The 16,373-nt window shown below is 67.6% G+C and carries 22 protein-coding genes; 4 read left to right on the top strand and 18 right to left on the bottom strand.

Annotated elements, in window-relative coordinates:
* Window position 1: 1 nt before the first annotated feature.
* Window positions 2-514: a hypothetical protein gene (locus tag F8O03_RS06125; protein ID WP_151423024.1), complete on the top strand. Its 513-nt coding sequence runs from the start codon at window positions 2-4 to the stop codon at window positions 512-514.
* A gap of 16 nt (window positions 515-530) precedes the next feature.
* A complete protein-coding gene (locus F8O03_RS18040) occupies window positions 531-677 on the top strand; it encodes a hypothetical protein (protein WP_167516493.1) in 147 nt (48 codons plus the stop codon).
* A gap of 87 nt (window positions 678-764) precedes the next feature.
* Here F8O03_RS18040 and F8O03_RS06120 read toward each other — a convergent pair whose 3' ends face one another.
* The 5 genes from F8O03_RS06120 to F8O03_RS06100 are packed head-to-tail and all read right to left on the bottom strand — an operon-like array spanning window position 765 to window position 3,398.
* Window positions 765-1,070 carry a holin gene (locus F8O03_RS06120; RefSeq protein ID WP_151423023.1) on the bottom strand — a complete coding sequence of 102 codons (306 nt, stop codon included), beginning with the start codon at window positions 1,068-1,070 and terminating at the stop codon, window positions 765-767.
* A 4-nt stretch (window positions 1,071-1,074) separates the two neighbouring features.
* Complete coding sequence (locus F8O03_RS06115; RefSeq protein WP_151423022.1) at window positions 1,075-1,434, bottom strand: hypothetical protein; 360 nt, start codon at window positions 1,432-1,434, stop codon at window positions 1,075-1,077.
* Window positions 1,424-1,879, bottom strand: coding sequence for a hypothetical protein (locus F8O03_RS06110; protein WP_151423021.1), 456 nt, complete (start codon window positions 1,877-1,879; stop codon window positions 1,424-1,426). The genes F8O03_RS06115 and F8O03_RS06110 overlap by 11 nt, the downstream gene beginning before the upstream one ends.
* 2 nt (window positions 1,880-1,881) lie before the next feature.
* Entirely contained in the window at window positions 1,882-2,754 is an 873-nt protein-coding gene (locus F8O03_RS06105) for a M15 family metallopeptidase (protein WP_151423020.1), read from the bottom strand.
* Window positions 2,754-3,398 carry a hypothetical protein gene (locus F8O03_RS06100; RefSeq protein ID WP_151423019.1) on the bottom strand — a complete coding sequence of 215 codons (645 nt, stop codon included), beginning with the start codon at window positions 3,396-3,398 and terminating at the stop codon, window positions 2,754-2,756. The genes F8O03_RS06105 and F8O03_RS06100 overlap by 1 nt, the downstream gene beginning before the upstream one ends.
* Before the next feature lie 70 nt (window positions 3,399-3,468).
* Between F8O03_RS06100 and F8O03_RS06095 the strand changes: the two genes are divergently transcribed.
* Entirely contained in the window at window positions 3,469-3,924 is a 456-nt protein-coding gene (locus tag F8O03_RS06095) for a hypothetical protein (RefSeq protein WP_151423018.1), read from the top strand.
* Window positions 3,925-4,129: 205 nt separating this feature from the next.
* Here F8O03_RS06095 and F8O03_RS06085 read toward each other — a convergent pair whose 3' ends face one another.
* From F8O03_RS06085 to F8O03_RS18035, 8 genes are read right to left on the bottom strand one after another with little or no spacing between them, the layout of a single operon-like run.
* Window positions 4,130-5,788, bottom strand: a complete 1,659-nt coding sequence (locus tag F8O03_RS06085; protein WP_151423016.1) for a hypothetical protein — start codon at window positions 5,786-5,788, stop codon at window positions 4,130-4,132.
* A gap of 9 nt (window positions 5,789-5,797) precedes the next feature.
* Window positions 5,798-6,304 carry a hypothetical protein gene (locus F8O03_RS06080; RefSeq protein ID WP_151423015.1) on the bottom strand — a complete coding sequence of 169 codons (507 nt, stop codon included), beginning with the start codon at window positions 6,302-6,304 and terminating at the stop codon, window positions 5,798-5,800.
* 9 nt (window positions 6,305-6,313) lie between these two features.
* Complete coding sequence (locus F8O03_RS06075; protein WP_151423014.1) at window positions 6,314-6,916, bottom strand: gp53-like domain-containing protein; 603 nt, start codon at window positions 6,914-6,916, stop codon at window positions 6,314-6,316.
* A 9-nt stretch (window positions 6,917-6,925) separates the two neighbouring features.
* Entirely contained in the window at window positions 6,926-7,903 is a 978-nt protein-coding gene (locus tag F8O03_RS06070; protein WP_151423013.1) for a hypothetical protein, read from the bottom strand.
* Window positions 7,890-9,020 carry a hypothetical protein gene (locus F8O03_RS06065; RefSeq protein WP_151423012.1) on the bottom strand — a complete coding sequence of 377 codons (1,131 nt, stop codon included), beginning with the start codon at window positions 9,018-9,020 and terminating at the stop codon, window positions 7,890-7,892. Before F8O03_RS06065 ends, F8O03_RS06070 begins: the two co-directional genes overlap by 14 nt.
* Window positions 9,017-9,850, bottom strand: a complete 834-nt coding sequence (locus F8O03_RS06060; protein WP_151423011.1) for a hypothetical protein — start codon at window positions 9,848-9,850, stop codon at window positions 9,017-9,019. Before F8O03_RS06060 ends, F8O03_RS06065 begins: the two co-directional genes overlap by 4 nt.
* Entirely contained in the window at window positions 9,840-13,544 is a 3,705-nt protein-coding gene (locus tag F8O03_RS06055; protein WP_151423010.1) for a D-Ala-D-Ala carboxypeptidase family metallohydrolase, read from the bottom strand. The genes F8O03_RS06060 and F8O03_RS06055 overlap by 11 nt, the downstream gene beginning before the upstream one ends.
* A 48-nt stretch (window positions 13,545-13,592) precedes the next feature.
* Entirely contained in the window at window positions 13,593-13,766 is a 174-nt protein-coding gene (locus F8O03_RS18035) for a hypothetical protein (RefSeq protein ID WP_167516492.1), read from the bottom strand.
* 6 nt (window positions 13,767-13,772) lie between these two features.
* On the opposite strand from F8O03_RS18035, the gene F8O03_RS06050 reads away from it, so the two are divergent.
* Window positions 13,773-13,976 (top strand): hypothetical protein, encoded by a 204-nt coding sequence (locus tag F8O03_RS06050; protein ID WP_151423009.1) that lies wholly within the window; start codon window positions 13,773-13,775, stop codon window positions 13,974-13,976.
* A gap of 17 nt (window positions 13,977-13,993) precedes the next feature.
* On the opposite strand, the gene F8O03_RS06045 is transcribed toward F8O03_RS06050, so the two are convergent.
* The 5 genes from F8O03_RS06045 to F8O03_RS06025 form a co-directional block, all read right to left on the bottom strand.
* Window positions 13,994-14,347 (bottom strand): hypothetical protein, encoded by a 354-nt coding sequence (locus F8O03_RS06045; RefSeq protein WP_151423008.1) that lies wholly within the window; start codon window positions 14,345-14,347, stop codon window positions 13,994-13,996.
* Window positions 14,348-14,448: 101 nt separating this feature from the next.
* Entirely contained in the window at window positions 14,449-15,039 is a 591-nt protein-coding gene (locus tag F8O03_RS06040) for a hypothetical protein (RefSeq protein WP_151423007.1), read from the bottom strand.
* A gap of 13 nt (window positions 15,040-15,052) precedes the next feature.
* Window positions 15,053-15,418 (bottom strand): hypothetical protein, encoded by a 366-nt coding sequence (locus tag F8O03_RS06035; protein WP_151423006.1) that lies wholly within the window; start codon window positions 15,416-15,418, stop codon window positions 15,053-15,055.
* 232 nt (window positions 15,419-15,650) lie between these two features.
* Window positions 15,651-15,986, bottom strand: coding sequence for a hypothetical protein (locus tag F8O03_RS06030; RefSeq protein ID WP_151423005.1), 336 nt, complete (start codon window positions 15,984-15,986; stop codon window positions 15,651-15,653).
* The gene (locus F8O03_RS06025) at window positions 15,986-16,372 is read right to left on the bottom strand and encodes a Gp19/Gp15/Gp42 family protein (RefSeq protein WP_151423004.1); all 387 of its coding nucleotides are present in this window, start codon (window positions 16,370-16,372) and stop codon (window positions 15,986-15,988) included. Before F8O03_RS06025 ends, F8O03_RS06030 begins: the two co-directional genes overlap by 1 nt.
* Window position 16,373: the final 1 nt, after the last annotated feature.

Genomic DNA, 16,373 nt, shown 5'->3' with positions numbered 1-16,373 from the left:
CATGAACGAACCAGTCGAGAAGGTCACCGCCGACGTCGCCCTCGCATCCTTGGCCCTGCGGTGCGAGACCGTCGCCGAGCGGGTCGACTCGAAGTGGACGAAGCGCATCATCTGCTGGCGACCAGTCGCGACCCGCCCCGTCGACGGGATGTCCTGGCTCATCTGGGGCGAGGCTCCCCCGCTGCGCGAAGTCGACGGCGCGCTCGTGCCAGTGCCTGTGACCGTCGACGGCGCCACGTACGAGCCGATCCTCCTCGAACCGCTCGAGGTGTTCGATGCCTGGCTCGAGATGCTCCAGTGGGTGACCGAAGGCGACGTGCGCGCCGAGGTGCGCCAGGCGCTCGAGGTCGGGACGATGAGTCAGAAGGAGTGGGCGATCTCGCACGGCAACGCGCAGATCCGCCGCACCGTCACGCTCGAAGGCGACGCCCTCGCCGCCGAGCGCCTCGCGTCGGAGCTCTCGATCGCGCTGCTCTACATGGCGCAGCGGGCAACGAGGAAGAAGGGCTGGTGAGGGCTAGGCTCCTCGGATGGTCAAGCTCATCGCCGTCATCCGCCCCACCGCCACCGAGACACTCCACGCCGAGGGCGAGTCCTACGAGGAAGCCAAGGCGAAGGTCGCCGAGATGGTGCCCGAGGGCTGGGAGCTCACGTCGGTGAAGTCCGACAAGTCCTGAAACGACGAAACACGCCCCTCCCGCGCAGCGTCACCCTGGGTGTCCAGGGTCGCTACAGCGAGAGGGGCGGAGTCGGTGGTGCAGGGGTCAGCGGCCGGCGGTGAAGCTGGCGTTGCCGAGCGAGGTGAACAGGGACAAGATCGTCGCGACCGCGGTGACGGATGCGACGCCGGCCCAGTTGATCCCTTCGACGCCAACGGCGGGGATGAGGTCGGCGCCGGTCGAGACGGTGATGGCAGCGACAGCCACCTGAGTGGCCGTCTTCAGGGCGCGTTCCCCGGTGCCGCGCCAGAACGGTGCCGTCCAGATCGTGGAGTCGGACTGATCACTGGCGAGCTTCGTGGTGCGCTCGACGTGCTCGCCGTGCGTCTCGGTGGTGGGTGTGAGGGACATGCGGTTACTCCTTCGAGAGTGGCCCCATAGTCAGGGCCGAGGATGGGTAGGGCGGGATCTCTGAGGCAGGCACGCCCGCGTCGATCGCGATGCGCCGCACCTCCGACGCGTGCTCTTGTGAGATGCGGCGCGCCGTGCGCTCCTGGTCGCGGGCATGCTCGACGCGGTCGAGAGCAGCCTCGGCGAGCGTGACCTTCGCTTCGGCGGCCTTGACCTGCTCGTGAGCTCGGTCGATCTCGCCGCGCAGAGCTGCGTCCTTGCCGGTGAAGCGCGCCCAGATTCGCTTCCCGAACGCGAGCCCCGTGGAGGATGCGAGGAACGCGAAGATGCCCGCGACGATTGCCTTGGTGAGTTCAGTGTCCACTCGGCGCCTTCCGCCTGTGCCCGCGTGGGGCGTACGTGTGCTTGCGGATCGCGACCCAGCGGAACCAGTACGCAGACAGGGCGATGAAGATCACCGACAGCTGCGTGAGTCGTGATGCGCCGGGCGGTGCGGACGCGTGGAGGCTGCCGACGACGAACGCGTACACGAGGAGCCCGCCGACCGCGGCGATCGAGAGTGCGATCTTCTCGAGCCACATGTACGGCGTGAACATCGTTCCGAGCCCGATGAGGCCACCGCCGATCATGCACGCCGCCCAGATCGTCGCGAGTGTCGACCCGATGGCTCCCTCGATGGTCGTGGGTGGGAAGGCGTACGTGACGACGCCCATGACGACCGTCGCCACGTACGCGAACAGCACGGGCTGCCAAGTTGCGTCTGGATCGGTGAGCGCGTCCCAGACGCGCAGCACGTGGCGACGGGTCACGTTCAGCCCTTGGCTTCGGCCGCGATGAGCTCGTGGAGCTTGTCGGCCACTCGCTGCAGCTCCTCGTCGGAGACGTCGCGGCGGCCGAGCTTGTCCATGAGGTCGCGGAAGTGGGCGAGGATGTGCAGCGGCACGTTGGTCGCCGACCCGACGAACAGGTCGTAGTCGTGGTACATCTGCGAGTAGGTGACGTTGGGGACGTGCACCTGCCGGCCCGTGTTGACGTTGACGACCTCGATGGTCTTGCCCGTGTTGAACGCGCGGATCGAGGACGCGTTGCCGATGAGCTGCTCGAGCTTCGCGACCGACTTCGCGATCGACTCGGAGTTCTCGAGGATCGTCTTCTGCTGTGCTTCTGAGAGCGCCATGAGGAACCCTTCCTGGTTGATTTGGCCGAGGCCGCGTGAGATGTAGGCCGCGCGCTGCGCGGCGGTGACGTTGACGCCCGTGTAGTCGAAGTGCCACGCCTCGACCTGCGAGAAGTTGCGCCCCGTCCACTCCCAGCCGAAGCGAGGAGCGTTGGTGGCGAACCATGCGTGTTGCGCGGTGAGGGAGCTGTTCAGTGGCCAGCCGAGATCAGTGGAGAGACCGGCCCCGTGGAGCGAGGTGCCGTACCACTGGCCGTTGCGCCAGACCGGCTTCGCTGCGAGGTTGAACCCTGGCTTGCCGGCGGCGTAGCCGTTGTAGAGGCGCAGCTGCTCTTCGAGGCTGCGCATCGCCTCTACGATGCGGGGATCTTCGCCCCACGCCTCGCGGTATTCGTCCGCGAGCGTGAGGAACGCGCCGGCCGCTTCGTCTCGGAGCTTGTACCCGAACGCGGACCCGGTCGCGTTGCGCGGGTCGCCGTTCGGGAAGCCGATGTCGACGGCGACCATCACGCTCCCCAGAGGTGCGCAACGCGGCGCTGCTCAGCGTCGGTGAGCGCCCCGAGGAACTCCCCGCCCTGCACGCCCGGCCGGATGCTCGCCCAGGACGCGCCGCCCTGGATGGCGTCCTTGATCTGGTTCGCGCGGGCGACGATCGCGGGGATGTGAGCGATGAGGAACGGGCCCGGGCATGCGGTGGAGCGGACCTGCGCGTGCCAGCCGACCCAGAATCCCTTCTGAGCGACGCCCGGCTTGTTCACCTCGATGGGGTGCGCCGAGCGGGGCGACTCGATCGAGTGGTGCGCGGCGATGAGCGCGATCTGCTCGAGCGTCGCGACCGGCACTTCCCAGTTCGGCTCACCCGTCGTGTTCGCCGCTTCGAGGGCGACCGCGTTCTGGTCGTTCGCGTAGAACGTCGACGAGGGCGCCTTGTCAGGGTGGACGATGCCGACCACCGTGGCCGCTTCGTTGTCGTCGATCGCGTAGGTGGGGTGCGAGTCGCGGTCGTTCGGGCCGACCATGTAGTCGTTGGCGTCGGCGCCCGCTCCGTCCGCCTGGTGGTGAATCCACAGGCCGACGACGGACGCACCCTGGCGGGAGCTACCCCAGCTTGTGTTCGCGATGCGGTCCGTGTTCGGTGCGAAGGTGGGCATGCTGTGCCTCCTGGGGTATGGGAAAAGCCCCGGGCGAGTGCGCCGGGGTGGACGCCGTTAGGGTGACGCCATGGATTGGATCGCCTGGTTTGACGAGTGGGGCACGCGCGTAGCGGTACTTCTTGGGCTCATCGCGACGGGGCTGGCGATCTACTCGTCGGTCGTCGCCATACGAGCGAAGCGTGATGTTGGCTTCCGCAGAGCGTGGATAGTGACGAGCGGACCGAGCCGGGACGACTCGAACAACCTGCACATCACGATCCGGAACACCACACGCGACCACGCGCGCGTTATCGCCGCCGACGAAGCCGTCAACTACTTCGTGATCACCAGCCCCGTGGACATCGAGCCTGACGCGACCTACACATTCGCTGCCACGCAGCCGCTGACCCTGCTGCGGATCAAATGGACACGTCCGGGCTCGGACAAGGTCCACACCTACGCCTACCGGGCCGCTCGAACACCATGGAAGCAACGCCTCAGCGAAGCGTGGCGGGCGCTCTCGGACTCGTCTCGTCCTCGCTGACAGCGATCCCGCTCCGTGTGGGTATGATCACCGAACCCCCACAGTGATCGGACTCACCTCATGACACCGTTGCAGCGCTTCGTCCACTGGTTCATCGCACGTCGCGCGACCTGCCCCGAGTGCAAAGGGCCGACGACCGCCCGCCGCTACTGCTCCGAGGCCTGCGCCCGCGTGGACATGGACGTCCACGCGTACTGATCGGCCCCTAGGTCAGGACCACCCTCGGGATCGGCACCGCATCCCCAGCGGGAACCCGCGTCAGAGTTGCCGCCGCCGACTGGGGCACGTTGCCGGTGATCGTCTCGTACCAGCAGTTCGTGCCGTCGCTGAACGTCGTCGACCCCTGGACGAGGTTCTCCGCGATCGACGATGTGGCCGCCAGCCAGACACGCGTGCGAGCGTCGAAACCGAGCTTGTTCGGTGCAGCCGGGTTGAGGATATTCGTCCCCGGATTGCCGCGCTTCACACCCGTGCTGTTGTAGTCGAGCGTCGTGTTTACGTACGCGTCGGACGGCCGTCCCGGCCAGGTGCCGTCCACGTTCTGGAACTCGAGGAACAGGCCCATGGCGATGCTCTGGGTTACCGGAGTCGGCGCAGTCGTGAGCACTAGCTCCATGTAGTGCACGAACGCGGAGCCGGTGACGCCGAGCGGCACGTAGTAGAGGCGGCGCGGGACGAGCGCCACAGCCGTCGTCGTGGCCGTCGGCTGGTGCACGCCAGGAGTGAGGCGAGGCGTGTACTTGCCCGCGTCGATTGCCCGCATCGCGTTACTCGGCCACGGGATGGCGGCGATGGTCCCCTGCTCCGTTGTGCCGACCCAGTACTTGTCGGAGATCGCGACCCCCGCGGTGGTCTTGCACCCCACGCGCCACGTCTGGTACTCAACGCCGCCCGTGCTGCTGGCCCCGATGGGGACGAGGCCGAAGTTCGAGCCGCCCTCGGGCTGGTCGATCTCGCAGTCCACGAACATGAGCTGGAAGCCGTGCCGGTTGCCGGGCATGTCGTGGATGACGAGGCGCGATGCGGTGACGGCTCGCGTAGACGTGAACTTGCATCGGTAGAACGCGAGCAGCTGCCCGTCCTGCCCGTCCACGCCGACGCATCCGGACGACGCGCTGTTGGTGTCACGGAACCAGACGTTGTCGAACAGGTTCGTGTACCCGTACGTGCCGGTCACGTTGTTCATGTGGTAGCAGTAGTTGTTGCCCGTAGGGCCCTGGTCATGCCAGATCGTGAGGTTCTTGACGTACGTCGACCCCCATGTGCGCAGGTTGTAGTTGATCGTGTTCGTCTTCAGCACGACATCCTCGCGAGCAGCTCCGACGCCGACGAAGTCGATGCCATCGCTGACGGTCGTGAGGCCAAGGTCCGTCTGCTGGTAGGTGCCCGGGTCGAACAAGATCAGCACCCGGTTGTCTACGAGTCGGCGGCCACGCGTTGCGTTGTTCTTGAAGTAGGTGCCCTGCGAGAAGAACGCAGCACCCGGGAGCGTGCGCGCGTAGGTCACGGCGGCGTCGAAGGTCTTGTACGTGCGTTCGGGGCCGACCCGGATGGCCGTGTGCCATGTCGGCCGGAAGCCACCCGACAGCGGCCCGTCTGACTTGGAGATGAGGATGTCGAGCTGCTGATCCTCGAGCATCTTCTTCAGGGCAGCGACTTCGGCCTGCATCGTGTCGAAGATCATCTGCTGTGGAGGGGTGAGCCCGCCAGGGATCCCCGCAGCCCCCCTCACGTTGCCAACGATTTTGCCCACCTCGACGACTTTGCCGTTGACGACGCGGTCGATGACGAGGTTGTCGCCGACAATGCGGTGGTTGACTGCACCGGGGCCGGAGATGTTGAAGAGCACATCGGTTTCTGGCATGGGTGCTCCTTAGAGGTAGGCCGCTCGGACGTTGCCGAGGGAGTCGATGCGGTATCCGGCGAAGCCAGCGGGGGCCGGTTCGTCTTGGAAGATGACAGTGCTCGGCGAGGCCTCGACGCCCGGGATGCGGGCATCCGCGATGTCGTAGTCGGCAGTCGAGTACGGAAGCGGGAAGATGTAGACGATCTCCCCCTCGAGACCGGGAGCGGTGATCGTGGCCTTCCACGACCATCCCTCAGCGCCGATGGAGTCGTCGTCGGTCACGAGGAGCGGGATGCCCTCCTGCCCGGTCGTGGCCTCGATGAGCTTGCCGTTCATGTCGGTCGTCGCGACGACCTCGTCGAGCACGAAGAGCTGGTCCGAGTCAGGGAGGGACGCGGACTTGATCAGTGCGCGGAACACGACGCGCGCGCCCTTGAGGGGCAGTCCGAGCGTGGCCGAGGTGGGGCGGCTGCCGACACCCCGGAGGATCGTGCCGACGACGCGGCGGTACTTTGCGGGGGTGATGACTGCCACAGTGTGCTCCTAGTAGCCGAATGCGATCCAGTTGACGGCCCGGTGACGGATGCCAACGAATCCGGGATAGCGGAGCATGAAGCCCGCCTTGTTCTTGCGGTACAGGTACGGCACACCCGGTGGCAGGTCGCCGACGTTGTAGGGCGAGAACTGCACGGCGAGGCACCCGTTCGGAAACTCGACGTCGAAGTTCTTCCACGGCGAGTACTCGCCGCCGGTCTCGGTCTGCGGGACCGTCGCGAAGCGCCAGTCGCCGGACTGCACGATCAGCTCGTTCGCGGCCTGGATGACCGGGGGGCGAGGGGTGTCCGGAGGGAGGTCCCCGTCCTGCTGGTAGCGGAAGTCGAGGCGCTGCCGCTTCCACTCCCCGCCGGTGAAGATCCACGAGCCGGCGTCGGAGCCGTCGGTCTGGTAGAACTCCAACCCTTCCCAGCGCTGATTCTCCGCGGACGGGTTGTCGGTGAGCGCGAGACGCTCGAGGCGTGTGCCGGTCTTCCGGTTGCCGTTCTGAGCGATGGCAATGCCGAGCTCGGTGAGGTCCACTGCTGTATCGGGGCTGCGGTTGCCGTCGAAGATGCGGCGACCCTTGGGGCCGTAGCTGTTCACTGCCATAACGGCCTCCTAAGCCATGTAGGCGACATCGAGAGCCCCACACAGGGGGTCCGCGGTCACCGAAGAGAAGACGTCAGCGCCGGCGTCGAAGCCGATGCCGCCGGGGTTGGACTTGAGCCAGTCAGCGAAGGCCACGGGGATCTCCTGCCACCCCTCGACGGGAGTGAACTCCCAGGGGTCACCGACCCACGCAGGCGCGTCGGTGAGGGCCGAGAGCTCGTGCAGGCGCAGCGACGCAGGGCCGCCCGAGAGCACTTCGGGGGTTAGGTAGAGGCGGGTTGCGACGATGGTCGCGTCGTCCGGGATCGTGTCGGTGAGGGCCGCGCCGTAGGCGAATGCACCCCCGGTGGAGAGCACCTTCCCATCGGCCCGCCACCCACCGGACTCGAACGTCCCGGACTGTGACGCGTGGAACGGCGTCGGACGGAAGCTCGCCTGCGTCGGCGGCGGCACACCCACGGAGGGCCGACCAGGGGCCGTCGGGACCGCCGACACTCGGCCCAGGACCAGGCCGCCCGTCTCGCCCCACTGGATCGCGACGACGTGCCCCACGTAGGGCGTGTAGGACTGCGTGAACGGCAGCCACATCACCCGCCCGTCGGACTCGACGACGCACCGGGTGGTGTCCGGCGGGACCGGCGGGAGGATCGGGTTGCCGTTCTCGTCGAACTCGGGCTCGGGGATCTCGTCGCCGACCGGGTCGAGGGTCGGGTCGACTTCGCCGGGTGCCGCGACTGCGACCACCGTGCCGCGGCTCGGGTTCAGCCTCGTCGGTCCGAGCATCAGGTACGAGCCGTTGCGCATCTCGATCTGCACGGACTCCCCCGGCGAGGGCTGCGAGACGCCCGCGAAGTCCGCCTCGAGTTGCCCGCCGAGTGCGTCGCAGACTGCGCGCGCGCCGTTCGCGTACCGGAACGTGCCGACGAACGACAGCGTCGGTCGTCTCGCGTTGATGCCGTCGATCAGCATCTGGTCAGTCGATCGCATTGGCCCTCTCCAAGTTCGGCTCAGGGACCATGGCCGTCACAGCGACCGTGAGGCTCGTCTTCGACGGCGAGTGGGCGGCCTTCGTGATGCGGCCGGTGAGCGTCTCGTCGTCGCGCTCGAGCTGCACGGTGTCGCCGATCTCGAGGCGCGGATCGAGCACGAGCTCCACGTCGATCTCTACCGAGGCGAGCGTCGATGACTCCTTGAGCGCAGCCCGCACGGTGCGGCGAGCTTCGTCGAGGTCCTTGACCATGCGCGACTCGAGGTATCTCGTGCGCCGACCGAGGGGCCCGTCGACGGACAGCGGCCCGGACGTGATGCGCTCGGGCGGAACCCACAGGGGGTTGCGGTCCGCGTCCTCGAAGATGCCGACGACCTCGTTGAATATGCCGTCAGTGGAGAGCGCGCGGCGCATCTCGGACAGCCTGAGGCCTCCAACGGGGATGCGGCGCACGACCGGACCGGTGGCCTTCGGAAGGACCGTCAGTGCCCCGTCGGAGCGCACGTACAGCGTCCCGCCGAGATGCGCGGCGATCTCCTGGCACGCCTTGAGGCGGCCGTCCGTGCTGATCTCGTACTCGATGCGCGGCATGGTCTTGTCGTCCACGGATCGGGCGAGGCGCATGCCCGTCAGGTGCGCGAGCTCCGCCCAGCACGACTGATGGCGCGGCGACGTCGGGCCAGTGAAGCCCGCATGCCGCACCTTGTCGAGGAGATCCGCGACCTCGAGACGCACCCGAGACGCCGCCGTGATGACCCGAGAGCCGTGGAGCACGTTCGAGTCCGACGAGTCGGGGGTTTCTATGATGCGGAGCCTGCCGAGCGGCAGCACCTCGTCGTCGCCGATGACGAGGCGCGCGAGGACCTCCTGCCCGAACGGGGCGAGGTAGTCCGTGAACGAGCGTGGCGTCACGGAGTTGCCCTGCTCGTCGACGTACACCGCGTCGAGCGTGCCGACGGTAGGCACGTCCCTGCCCTCCTCAGAGGACAGGGACCATGAAGCCACCGGAACATCGGCGAGGGTCACCTCGGCGCCGTAGAACGCGGTCAGCTGCAGCCGAGCCTCGAAGCTTCCGGCCTCGATCGCGTCGGCCGCCAGCGGGGAAACCTGCCTCATCCAGCACCCCCAGCAAGGTCGTATCGGCGGCTCGCCGCGAAGCGAGTCACGTTGTCGGCATCCATCGCATCCCTCGTCGCGTACGCCGCGTCGAGGTCGTCGCGGGTGAGGATCGGCACGACCACGGCCGGGGCCGGCGGGGTGACCTCGTCGCCCGTGAGGCGCCAGATCTCCGCGTCGTCCGTGAGGATCGGTACCGCGTCCGGGTTGAGTACCGCGACCATCAGCGTCGGCGGGAACCGCATGCGGTAGTGCGACTTCGGAACCCGGACGCACAGCACCGGCAGCCGGGACCGGCCCGTGCCGAAGAGGTCGTCGATCTTCTCCGACTGCTCCATCGTCTCCGCGATGACGTCCAGCGCGAGGCCCCGATACCCGGACCGGCCGGACGACACGACGACGCCGAGGCGACGCCCTTGCGGTCGCAGCACCTCCCCGTCGAAGTGACGAGAGCGCGTCGCGACCGCTGACGCCTCGAAGCGCACGAGGACGCTCGTCGACGGATCGAGCGGGTTGTGAATCCTCGCGTGATCCGGGGACTCGGAGCCGACCGTGATGGACGACGATCCTGTGCGGGCGATCTCCACGTCCCGGTCGTTGTAGACGATCGCGTAGTACGAGCACTCCACGTCGAACGGCACCTCGAAGTCCAACGCGGAAGCGAGCCGTGAGACCCGCTTCCGCACTGCACCTCGAACCTGCATCGTCTGGCGTGGAGCCTCACGGACCACCGTCAGCGTGTGCGCGCCCGCCGGGAGTGACGGGAAGATCACGTCAACCCGGGGGCCGCGCTCGTCGGAGTAGACGATGAGGTTCGGCTCATGAGCCACGAGCAGCACCTCCCGCCATCACCGTGCGTCGCCGCCCGGCCTCGTTCGACTCGACGACACCCTGCGCTTCGACCTGCATGCGACCGATCAGGACACCGTCTTGATCGACGATGACGAGCTCGGTCGGCATGCCGTTGGCCCCGAGGTTCCCCTCGAGCACGGACCACTGCGAGTTCGTGAACACCGCCTCGGGCGTGCTCGACCCGTTGTAGGCGAGGCCCGGCTGCATCCACCCGCCCGAGTCGAACGTCGGCAGCTCCCCGTAGATGCCGCCCTGGTTGGCGACGTGCACGTGGTCGTAGTGGCCAGCGACCTGCCAGAGCAGCTGACGCCATCCACCGACCGCCGCGACCTCGGACGCGAACGCGTTCATCTGACCCCACGGGCCAGCGACGTCCACTGCCGGGTTCGCCTTGTCCATGTGGAACGACGTCGGTGACCCACCGACCGAGGCGTTGTACGCCGGGTCGCGGTAGGTGTCGGTGATCATGAGGCCGGGGAACTTCGCCAGGAGCGGCCGAAGTCGGTCGAGCGTGATGCCGCCCGCCCACTCCCCGGACGTGGGTGCCGGCGGCGAGATCGCCGTCTGCGCCCACTCCGCGATCCCGTCGATCGCCTTCAGCGGGATCTCCGCGATCATCGACCCGAACGAGCCGCCGCCGATGGACTCGAGCAGCGCCTTCACCGGAGTGCGGATGAGCGTGTCGATCGCGCCAGCAGGGTCGGTCATGATCTTCGACACGTTCCCGACTGCATCACCGATCCAGGAAGCCGCACCAGCGATGCCGCCAGTGATGTCCTCCCAGATGCCACCGTCCGCGAACGCCTGCCCCGCGTTGCCGCGAGCAGCGTTCACCCGGTCGAGCCACGGCTTCCCACCCAGCGCGCGGAGCGTGTCCGGGCGGATGATCCCCTCACCGCCAGAGAGCGCGAGGCGCCCACCGGTCGGCGAGAAGAAGTTGTGCACGTCCCGGCCCGGCGTGTAGCCAGGCAGGACGCCACCCGAGGCGAGCGCGATCGTGGACGCCGTCGGCATGCGAATGTCGAGGCCGACCGCTTCCGCGATGTCGTCGAAGAGCGCCTTGATTCCGTCGTTGTAGACGGTCTGGATCACGAAGTTGATCGGCGCGACGGCCGCCTTCTTGATGTTGTCCCAGACCGTCGTGACGGTGTCCTTCAGCGAGTTGAACGCGTCACCCATGAAGCCGAGCACCGTCTGGATGCCGGGCCACAGGGTGTTCGTGATCCAGTCGCCGACGACTTGAATGGCGGTCTGGATGCCGGACCAGACGGGCTGAATGACGTTCTCATAGAGCCACGTGAACACCGCTCCGACGGCCGTGAAGACCGGCGAGACGACGTTCGTGTAGAGCCAGTTGAAGATCGTCCCCCACAGCTGGATGTACGCGACGACGCCGTTCACGATGGGCGTGATGACGTTCGTGTAGAGCCAGTTGAAGATCGCCCCGATCGCTGCGAACACGACGCTGATGACCGCTGTCCAGATCCACGTGAAGATCGCCGCCCAGACCTGCACCATGAGCACGATGCCGGTGACGATCGGGACGATGACGTTGTTGTAGATCCAGGAGAAGATCGCGCCGACGGCCGCGAACACCGGCGACAGGATATTGTCCCAGAGCCAGGTGAAGATGCCCGCCCAGATCTGCACGTACGCGACGATCCCGGCCACGATGGGCGTGATCACGTTGTCGTACAGCCACGAGAAGATCGCGCCGATGGCAGTGAAGACCGGGCTGAGCACGGACTCCCACAGCCACGTCCACGCGGTGCCGATCGCGGTCGTGAAGTTCGCCCAGATCGCCGCGCCGAGCTCCGTCTGTGTGAAGAACCACACGAGACCGGCGACGAGCGCCGCGACGGCGAGCACGACGAGCATGATCGGGTTCGCCGACATGGCCGCGTTCATGACCCATTGCGCCGCCGCAGCCGCCTTAGTGGCGGCCGAGGTGGCCAGCATCGCGACCTTCTGCCCGACGAGCGCAGCCGTGGAGCGGATGGTGGCGAACATGCCCGCGTTCTGCGCGCCAGTGTTGACGCCGGTCGCAACGGCTGCCGCCGCGGTTTCCCGGGCAGCTTGCCGCTGGACGATGGAGTTCGCGAGGATCAGGCCGTTGTTGATGGCCATGATCGGCGCGATCGCGACCTGAGCGTTCTTCGCGACGACCGTCGCCACCCGCCACGCCACGAAGCCCGCGACGATGAGCGGCATCCACTGGATGATCGTGTCGACGTTGTCGGCCAGGAAGCCGAGCGCCCCAGCGAGCGCCGGCAGGGCGGCGGATGCGAGGGTGCCGACGGCGCCAGCCATGTCCGGGAGGGACGTGACGAAGGAACCGACGGCGGGTGCGAGGGTCTGGAAGCTCGACCCGATCGAGGCGAGCGCCGGCTGTCCGGTGCCGAGCGAGGATACGAAGCCGTCCCACGAGGAGAAGTCGAGCGCGCCGATCCATTCGACGAGCTGACGCACCGAGTAGGCGGAGGCTTCCATGAAGCCGGGGAAGCCTGACGAGGTGATCTCGCCGTCGTTCGCGGCCCAGGCAGCGCCGAACGCGATGACGCCGCCGCGCATCTCTTCCCACACGGTGCGGGATAGGAACGCGAGCCGCTCCATGAACCCCGGGAAGCCGGAGCTCGTGACGTCGCCGTCGAACGCCGTCCAGGCCGCGCCGAAAGCGATGACGCCACCGCGGACCTCGAAGAGCCAGTCGACGAACGCCGAGTCTTCCTCGAGGCCGAAGATGCCGCCCTTGAAGTCGCCCTGCGAGAGCACGGACCAGATGCCAGACGCGGCGGTCATGACGTGGGTGAGGCCGACGGCGGTCCACTCGAGCGCGGGCACCATGGAGTCGGTGAGGAGGCTCATGAACGCCGTGGCGGCCGGCAGGAGGGCCGTGCCGATACGGGTCTTCGCGTCACCCCAGAGAGCGTTGAAGACGGCCTGCTTGCCAGCGAAGGTGTCCAGTTCCTTGCCGAACTGCCCGTGGGCGTCGGCGGTCTGGTCCATGATGATCGCGAGCGTCGCGGCCTGGTTCGCCTCGGTGGAGAGCGCGCCGCCGACCTTCTCGAAGCCGAGCTCCGCGGCCTTCGCGTCGACGCCGGCCTGGTTGAGGCTGACGCCGTACGCCTCGATGGGATCGCGCTCACCCTTGAGAGCGGAGGAGAGCGCGCCGACCGCGTCCTTGGTGGTGCCGCCGAACATGGCGGACAGGTCCGCGCCGAGGGTGATGAGGTTGTTGGTCTTCGGGGCGAGCTCGTCCATGGCGGTGCCGCCGTTTTTGAGCTGCGTGCCGATGAGTGTGCCGAGTTCGTTGTACTCGTTCTTCGTGAGGCCGAGTGAGCGGGCGGAGCCTGCAGCCCATTCGCTGATCTGCCCGGCGGATTCCTTGAAGACGACGTCGACGGCGCCGACGGACTGCTCGAGCTGGCCCGCGTCCTGGATGGAGGACTTGAGGAAGTCGCCGGCGCGGACGGCGCTGAACGCGGTGACGGCGATCGCGGCGGCGGCCTTGAACGCGCCGCCGATGTCGGACTTGATGCTCTCGCCCCACCCGCGGGAGACGCCGGAGACGTTCGCGCTGGCGAGGTTCGACTCGATGGCCTTGTTGACGCCCTTCATGGAAGGTGCGACCTGAATCCAGGCGGTGCCGAAGTCGAATCCGGTGCTCGTCAACGCACACCCCCTGTGTTTAGTTGTGGAGCCGGGGCCGACCGTTGAAGGTCAGGCCCCGGCGTCTGTTTCTCGTGCGTTGTTGCGTTCGATCCAGCGGGCGGCCTTCTGGCCCTGCCGCTCGGCCTTGGCTTCCGCCTCGGCTTTCCACCCGGGCTTCGGGGGCTCGACGGGCTTCGGGATCTTGCCGGACTTCACGCCCGCGGCGCTGAGGGTGGCCGCCATGTTGCGTTGACCCTCGATGTGGATGGCCGCGACCTGCTCGGACCATGCCTCCGCGCCGCCCAGCGCCCGCCTGAGGCGAGATCCGGGTGGCAGCTGGGAAATGAGCACGACGGCCCGGCGAGGCGTCAGCGCGCCCCGCCAGAGGTCGAGAAGGTCGACGCCGTACTCGGAGAGCAGGTCGGCCTCGACGGCCTCCCCGTGCTCGCGTAGGAGCCCGGGGAGGCCGACTACTTTCCCTGGCCGACTGCCTCCCCGACCTTGTTGACGAACTCTCCGACGACGGAGGCGCGCAGGCGGCCGTTCTCGTCGGCGAGCGCCTGGCGGATCTCCTTCTGGCGGTCGCCGCAGATGAGGTCGAACATGCGGGTCGGCAGGCCGACGGCCATGAGCTCCACGGCTTCGTAGTCGTCGAGCACGTCGCGGTCGAGGGTCAGCTCGATGCCGTCGACGACGATCTCGAGGGTGTCCTGCTTGGCTTCGGCCTTCTGGGCGCGGTCCTGCGGGACTGCTGCGCCGGCGGCGGCGGCCTTCTGGCGGGTGGTGCGGGCGGGGGTGGTCTTGCGAGGGGTGGCGGTTGCCATGGTGTGCTCCTGAGGTTTGGGTGGTGTGGTGCGCTCCGGAAGGGGTGGTCCCTGGCCGCGGCGGGAGCACGCGACGCGGCCAGGGGGTCAGGGGGTGCCGGTTACGGCGCGGCGACGAGCTTCGGGTCTTCGACGATCGCCTTGGCGTTCGTGAGGATCGTGAAGCCGCCGAGGATCTCGAGGTTGTAGTTCCAGGCGGTGATGTCCTTGTTCGTGAACGCCACCCCCTGGCGCTCGCCGAGCGAGATCGTGGGGAGGAGGATGCGGACGTGCGCGCCTACCCCGGAGGTGTCGAACAGGTCGACGACGCCGGAGAGCATCGCGACGCGACGGGACGCGGGGGCCTCGATGCGGGCGATGGCCGCAGCTCCCGTGCCGACCTTCGTCGCGGTCGCGCTGAGGTACTCGAGGAGCGTCGAGAGCTTCGTCTCGAGCAGCGCGGCCGTGATGTTCGTGTCGGAGTTCGACATGAACGTCTTCACGGTCTTGTTGCCCTGGTGGCCGCGTAGGCGCTCGATCGAGTCGGACAGCTCGAGGCTGAGGCCGTCCTCGCTGAGCCATCCGCGGTCTTCGAGCCCCGCGGGGATTGCCGTGGTGAGGCCGGTGACGCTCGTGAGCGAGGTGACCGGGCCGAGGTGGACGGAGTCGTTGTCCGATCCGAAGATCAGGGCGTTGAGTGCGTTTGTGGTCATGAGTGGGTGCCTCCTAGCGGCAAAGAACGACCACCTGATAGGTGGCCGTGTAGCGAGCGAGCCCCACGTCGGGGTCCGGATATTCGGCCGGCGTGGTGGCGCCAGCAATGCGGTTAATCGGGAGGGCAGAGGCCGGGAGCGCGTGCATCCACGCGTCGGCGTCCATCGCGAGCGTGTGGGCGCGACCGGTGCTCTCGGCGTAGACGTCGAGAGTGACTTGCAGCGTCTGCTGCAAGCGATTGCTTCGCCCGTCCCCGCCTGACGCAAGAACCCGCACGTAGCGGTTCGTGCCGTTGTCGGGCCTGGATGAGACGACAACAGCACCCACCACTTCGGGTAGGTGCTGCAGGATCAGGGCCTTCACATCGGGGGGCTTCACGCGCCACCACCGACAGCCCGCTCGAGGACGTGGTCGCGAGATTGCCGACGTCGAGCTTCGGCTGTCTTCGCGGTCACGTTGGCGCGGGCGCGCGTGCCGACCTTGACGTCGACCTCGAACCCGGGTCCGGCCCGCTTCGCTATCGTGTTCCCGCCCTGCCGAACGACGCTCTTCGCAGTTTCTGACTTGAGAGCCGCTTCGATACCCGCTCTGTTTGGCACAAACTTCGGCTTCACGGCGTGCTCCTTGTGCTGTGCGTACCTGTGAGCGCGACGGCGAGACCGAGCGGCCACTTGGCGGGGATTCCGTCGACCCGCCACTCGTAGCCGTCCACGATGAGGCGGTCACCGGTTTGTACGTCCGGCCACTCTCCCGGCCAGTAGACCGCCGGTTCCGTGACGGTGGCCGCGACCCCCGCGCCAGATGCGAGGTCCGTGCCGGACGGGCCGAACAGCGCGGGCGGCAGGTCGACTGAGACGGGCTCGCCGGGGATGGGCTCGTTGTACTGGTCTTTCGTCCCCTCCGCGTCGCGGATGCGCACGACGGGGACGCGCCAGGCATCAAGCATTACTCCTGCCCCCCATAGCCAAGCGGGAGCAGGTCAATCTCGAATGCCCTCTGTCGCTTCGCACCGAGCGCGCGCCGGTCGGCGGCCGTGAGGTAGAGGTCGCCGGTCGGGTTCGCGAACTGCGTCGTCGCCTGGAACGGCCCCGCTCCCTGCTGCAGGGACGTAATGCCGACCCCATCAGCAGGGCCGGACATAGCCCGCTTGACGATGCCGCAGACGATCCGTTGCCGAGTCTTGGGGTCGGCGTCGGTCGCTCTCGGGACTTCGTCGAGGATCAGCTGCGACGCGTCGCCCAGCAGAACAGCCGCCCGCGTCCTTTCGTCCGCGGTGAGCGTCTTCCAACGCGCCTCGAGGTCCGTGACGGACGCGAACGGCTGTTCTGGCATG

The sequence above is a fragment of the Pseudoclavibacter terrae genome, assembly GCF_008831075.1.
Lineage (GTDB): Bacteria > Actinomycetota > Actinomycetes > Actinomycetales > Microbacteriaceae > Pseudoclavibacter > Pseudoclavibacter terrae.
The sequence above is the reverse complement of the archived record's forward strand: the minus strand, read 5'-3'. Positions and strand labels throughout refer to the sequence as shown.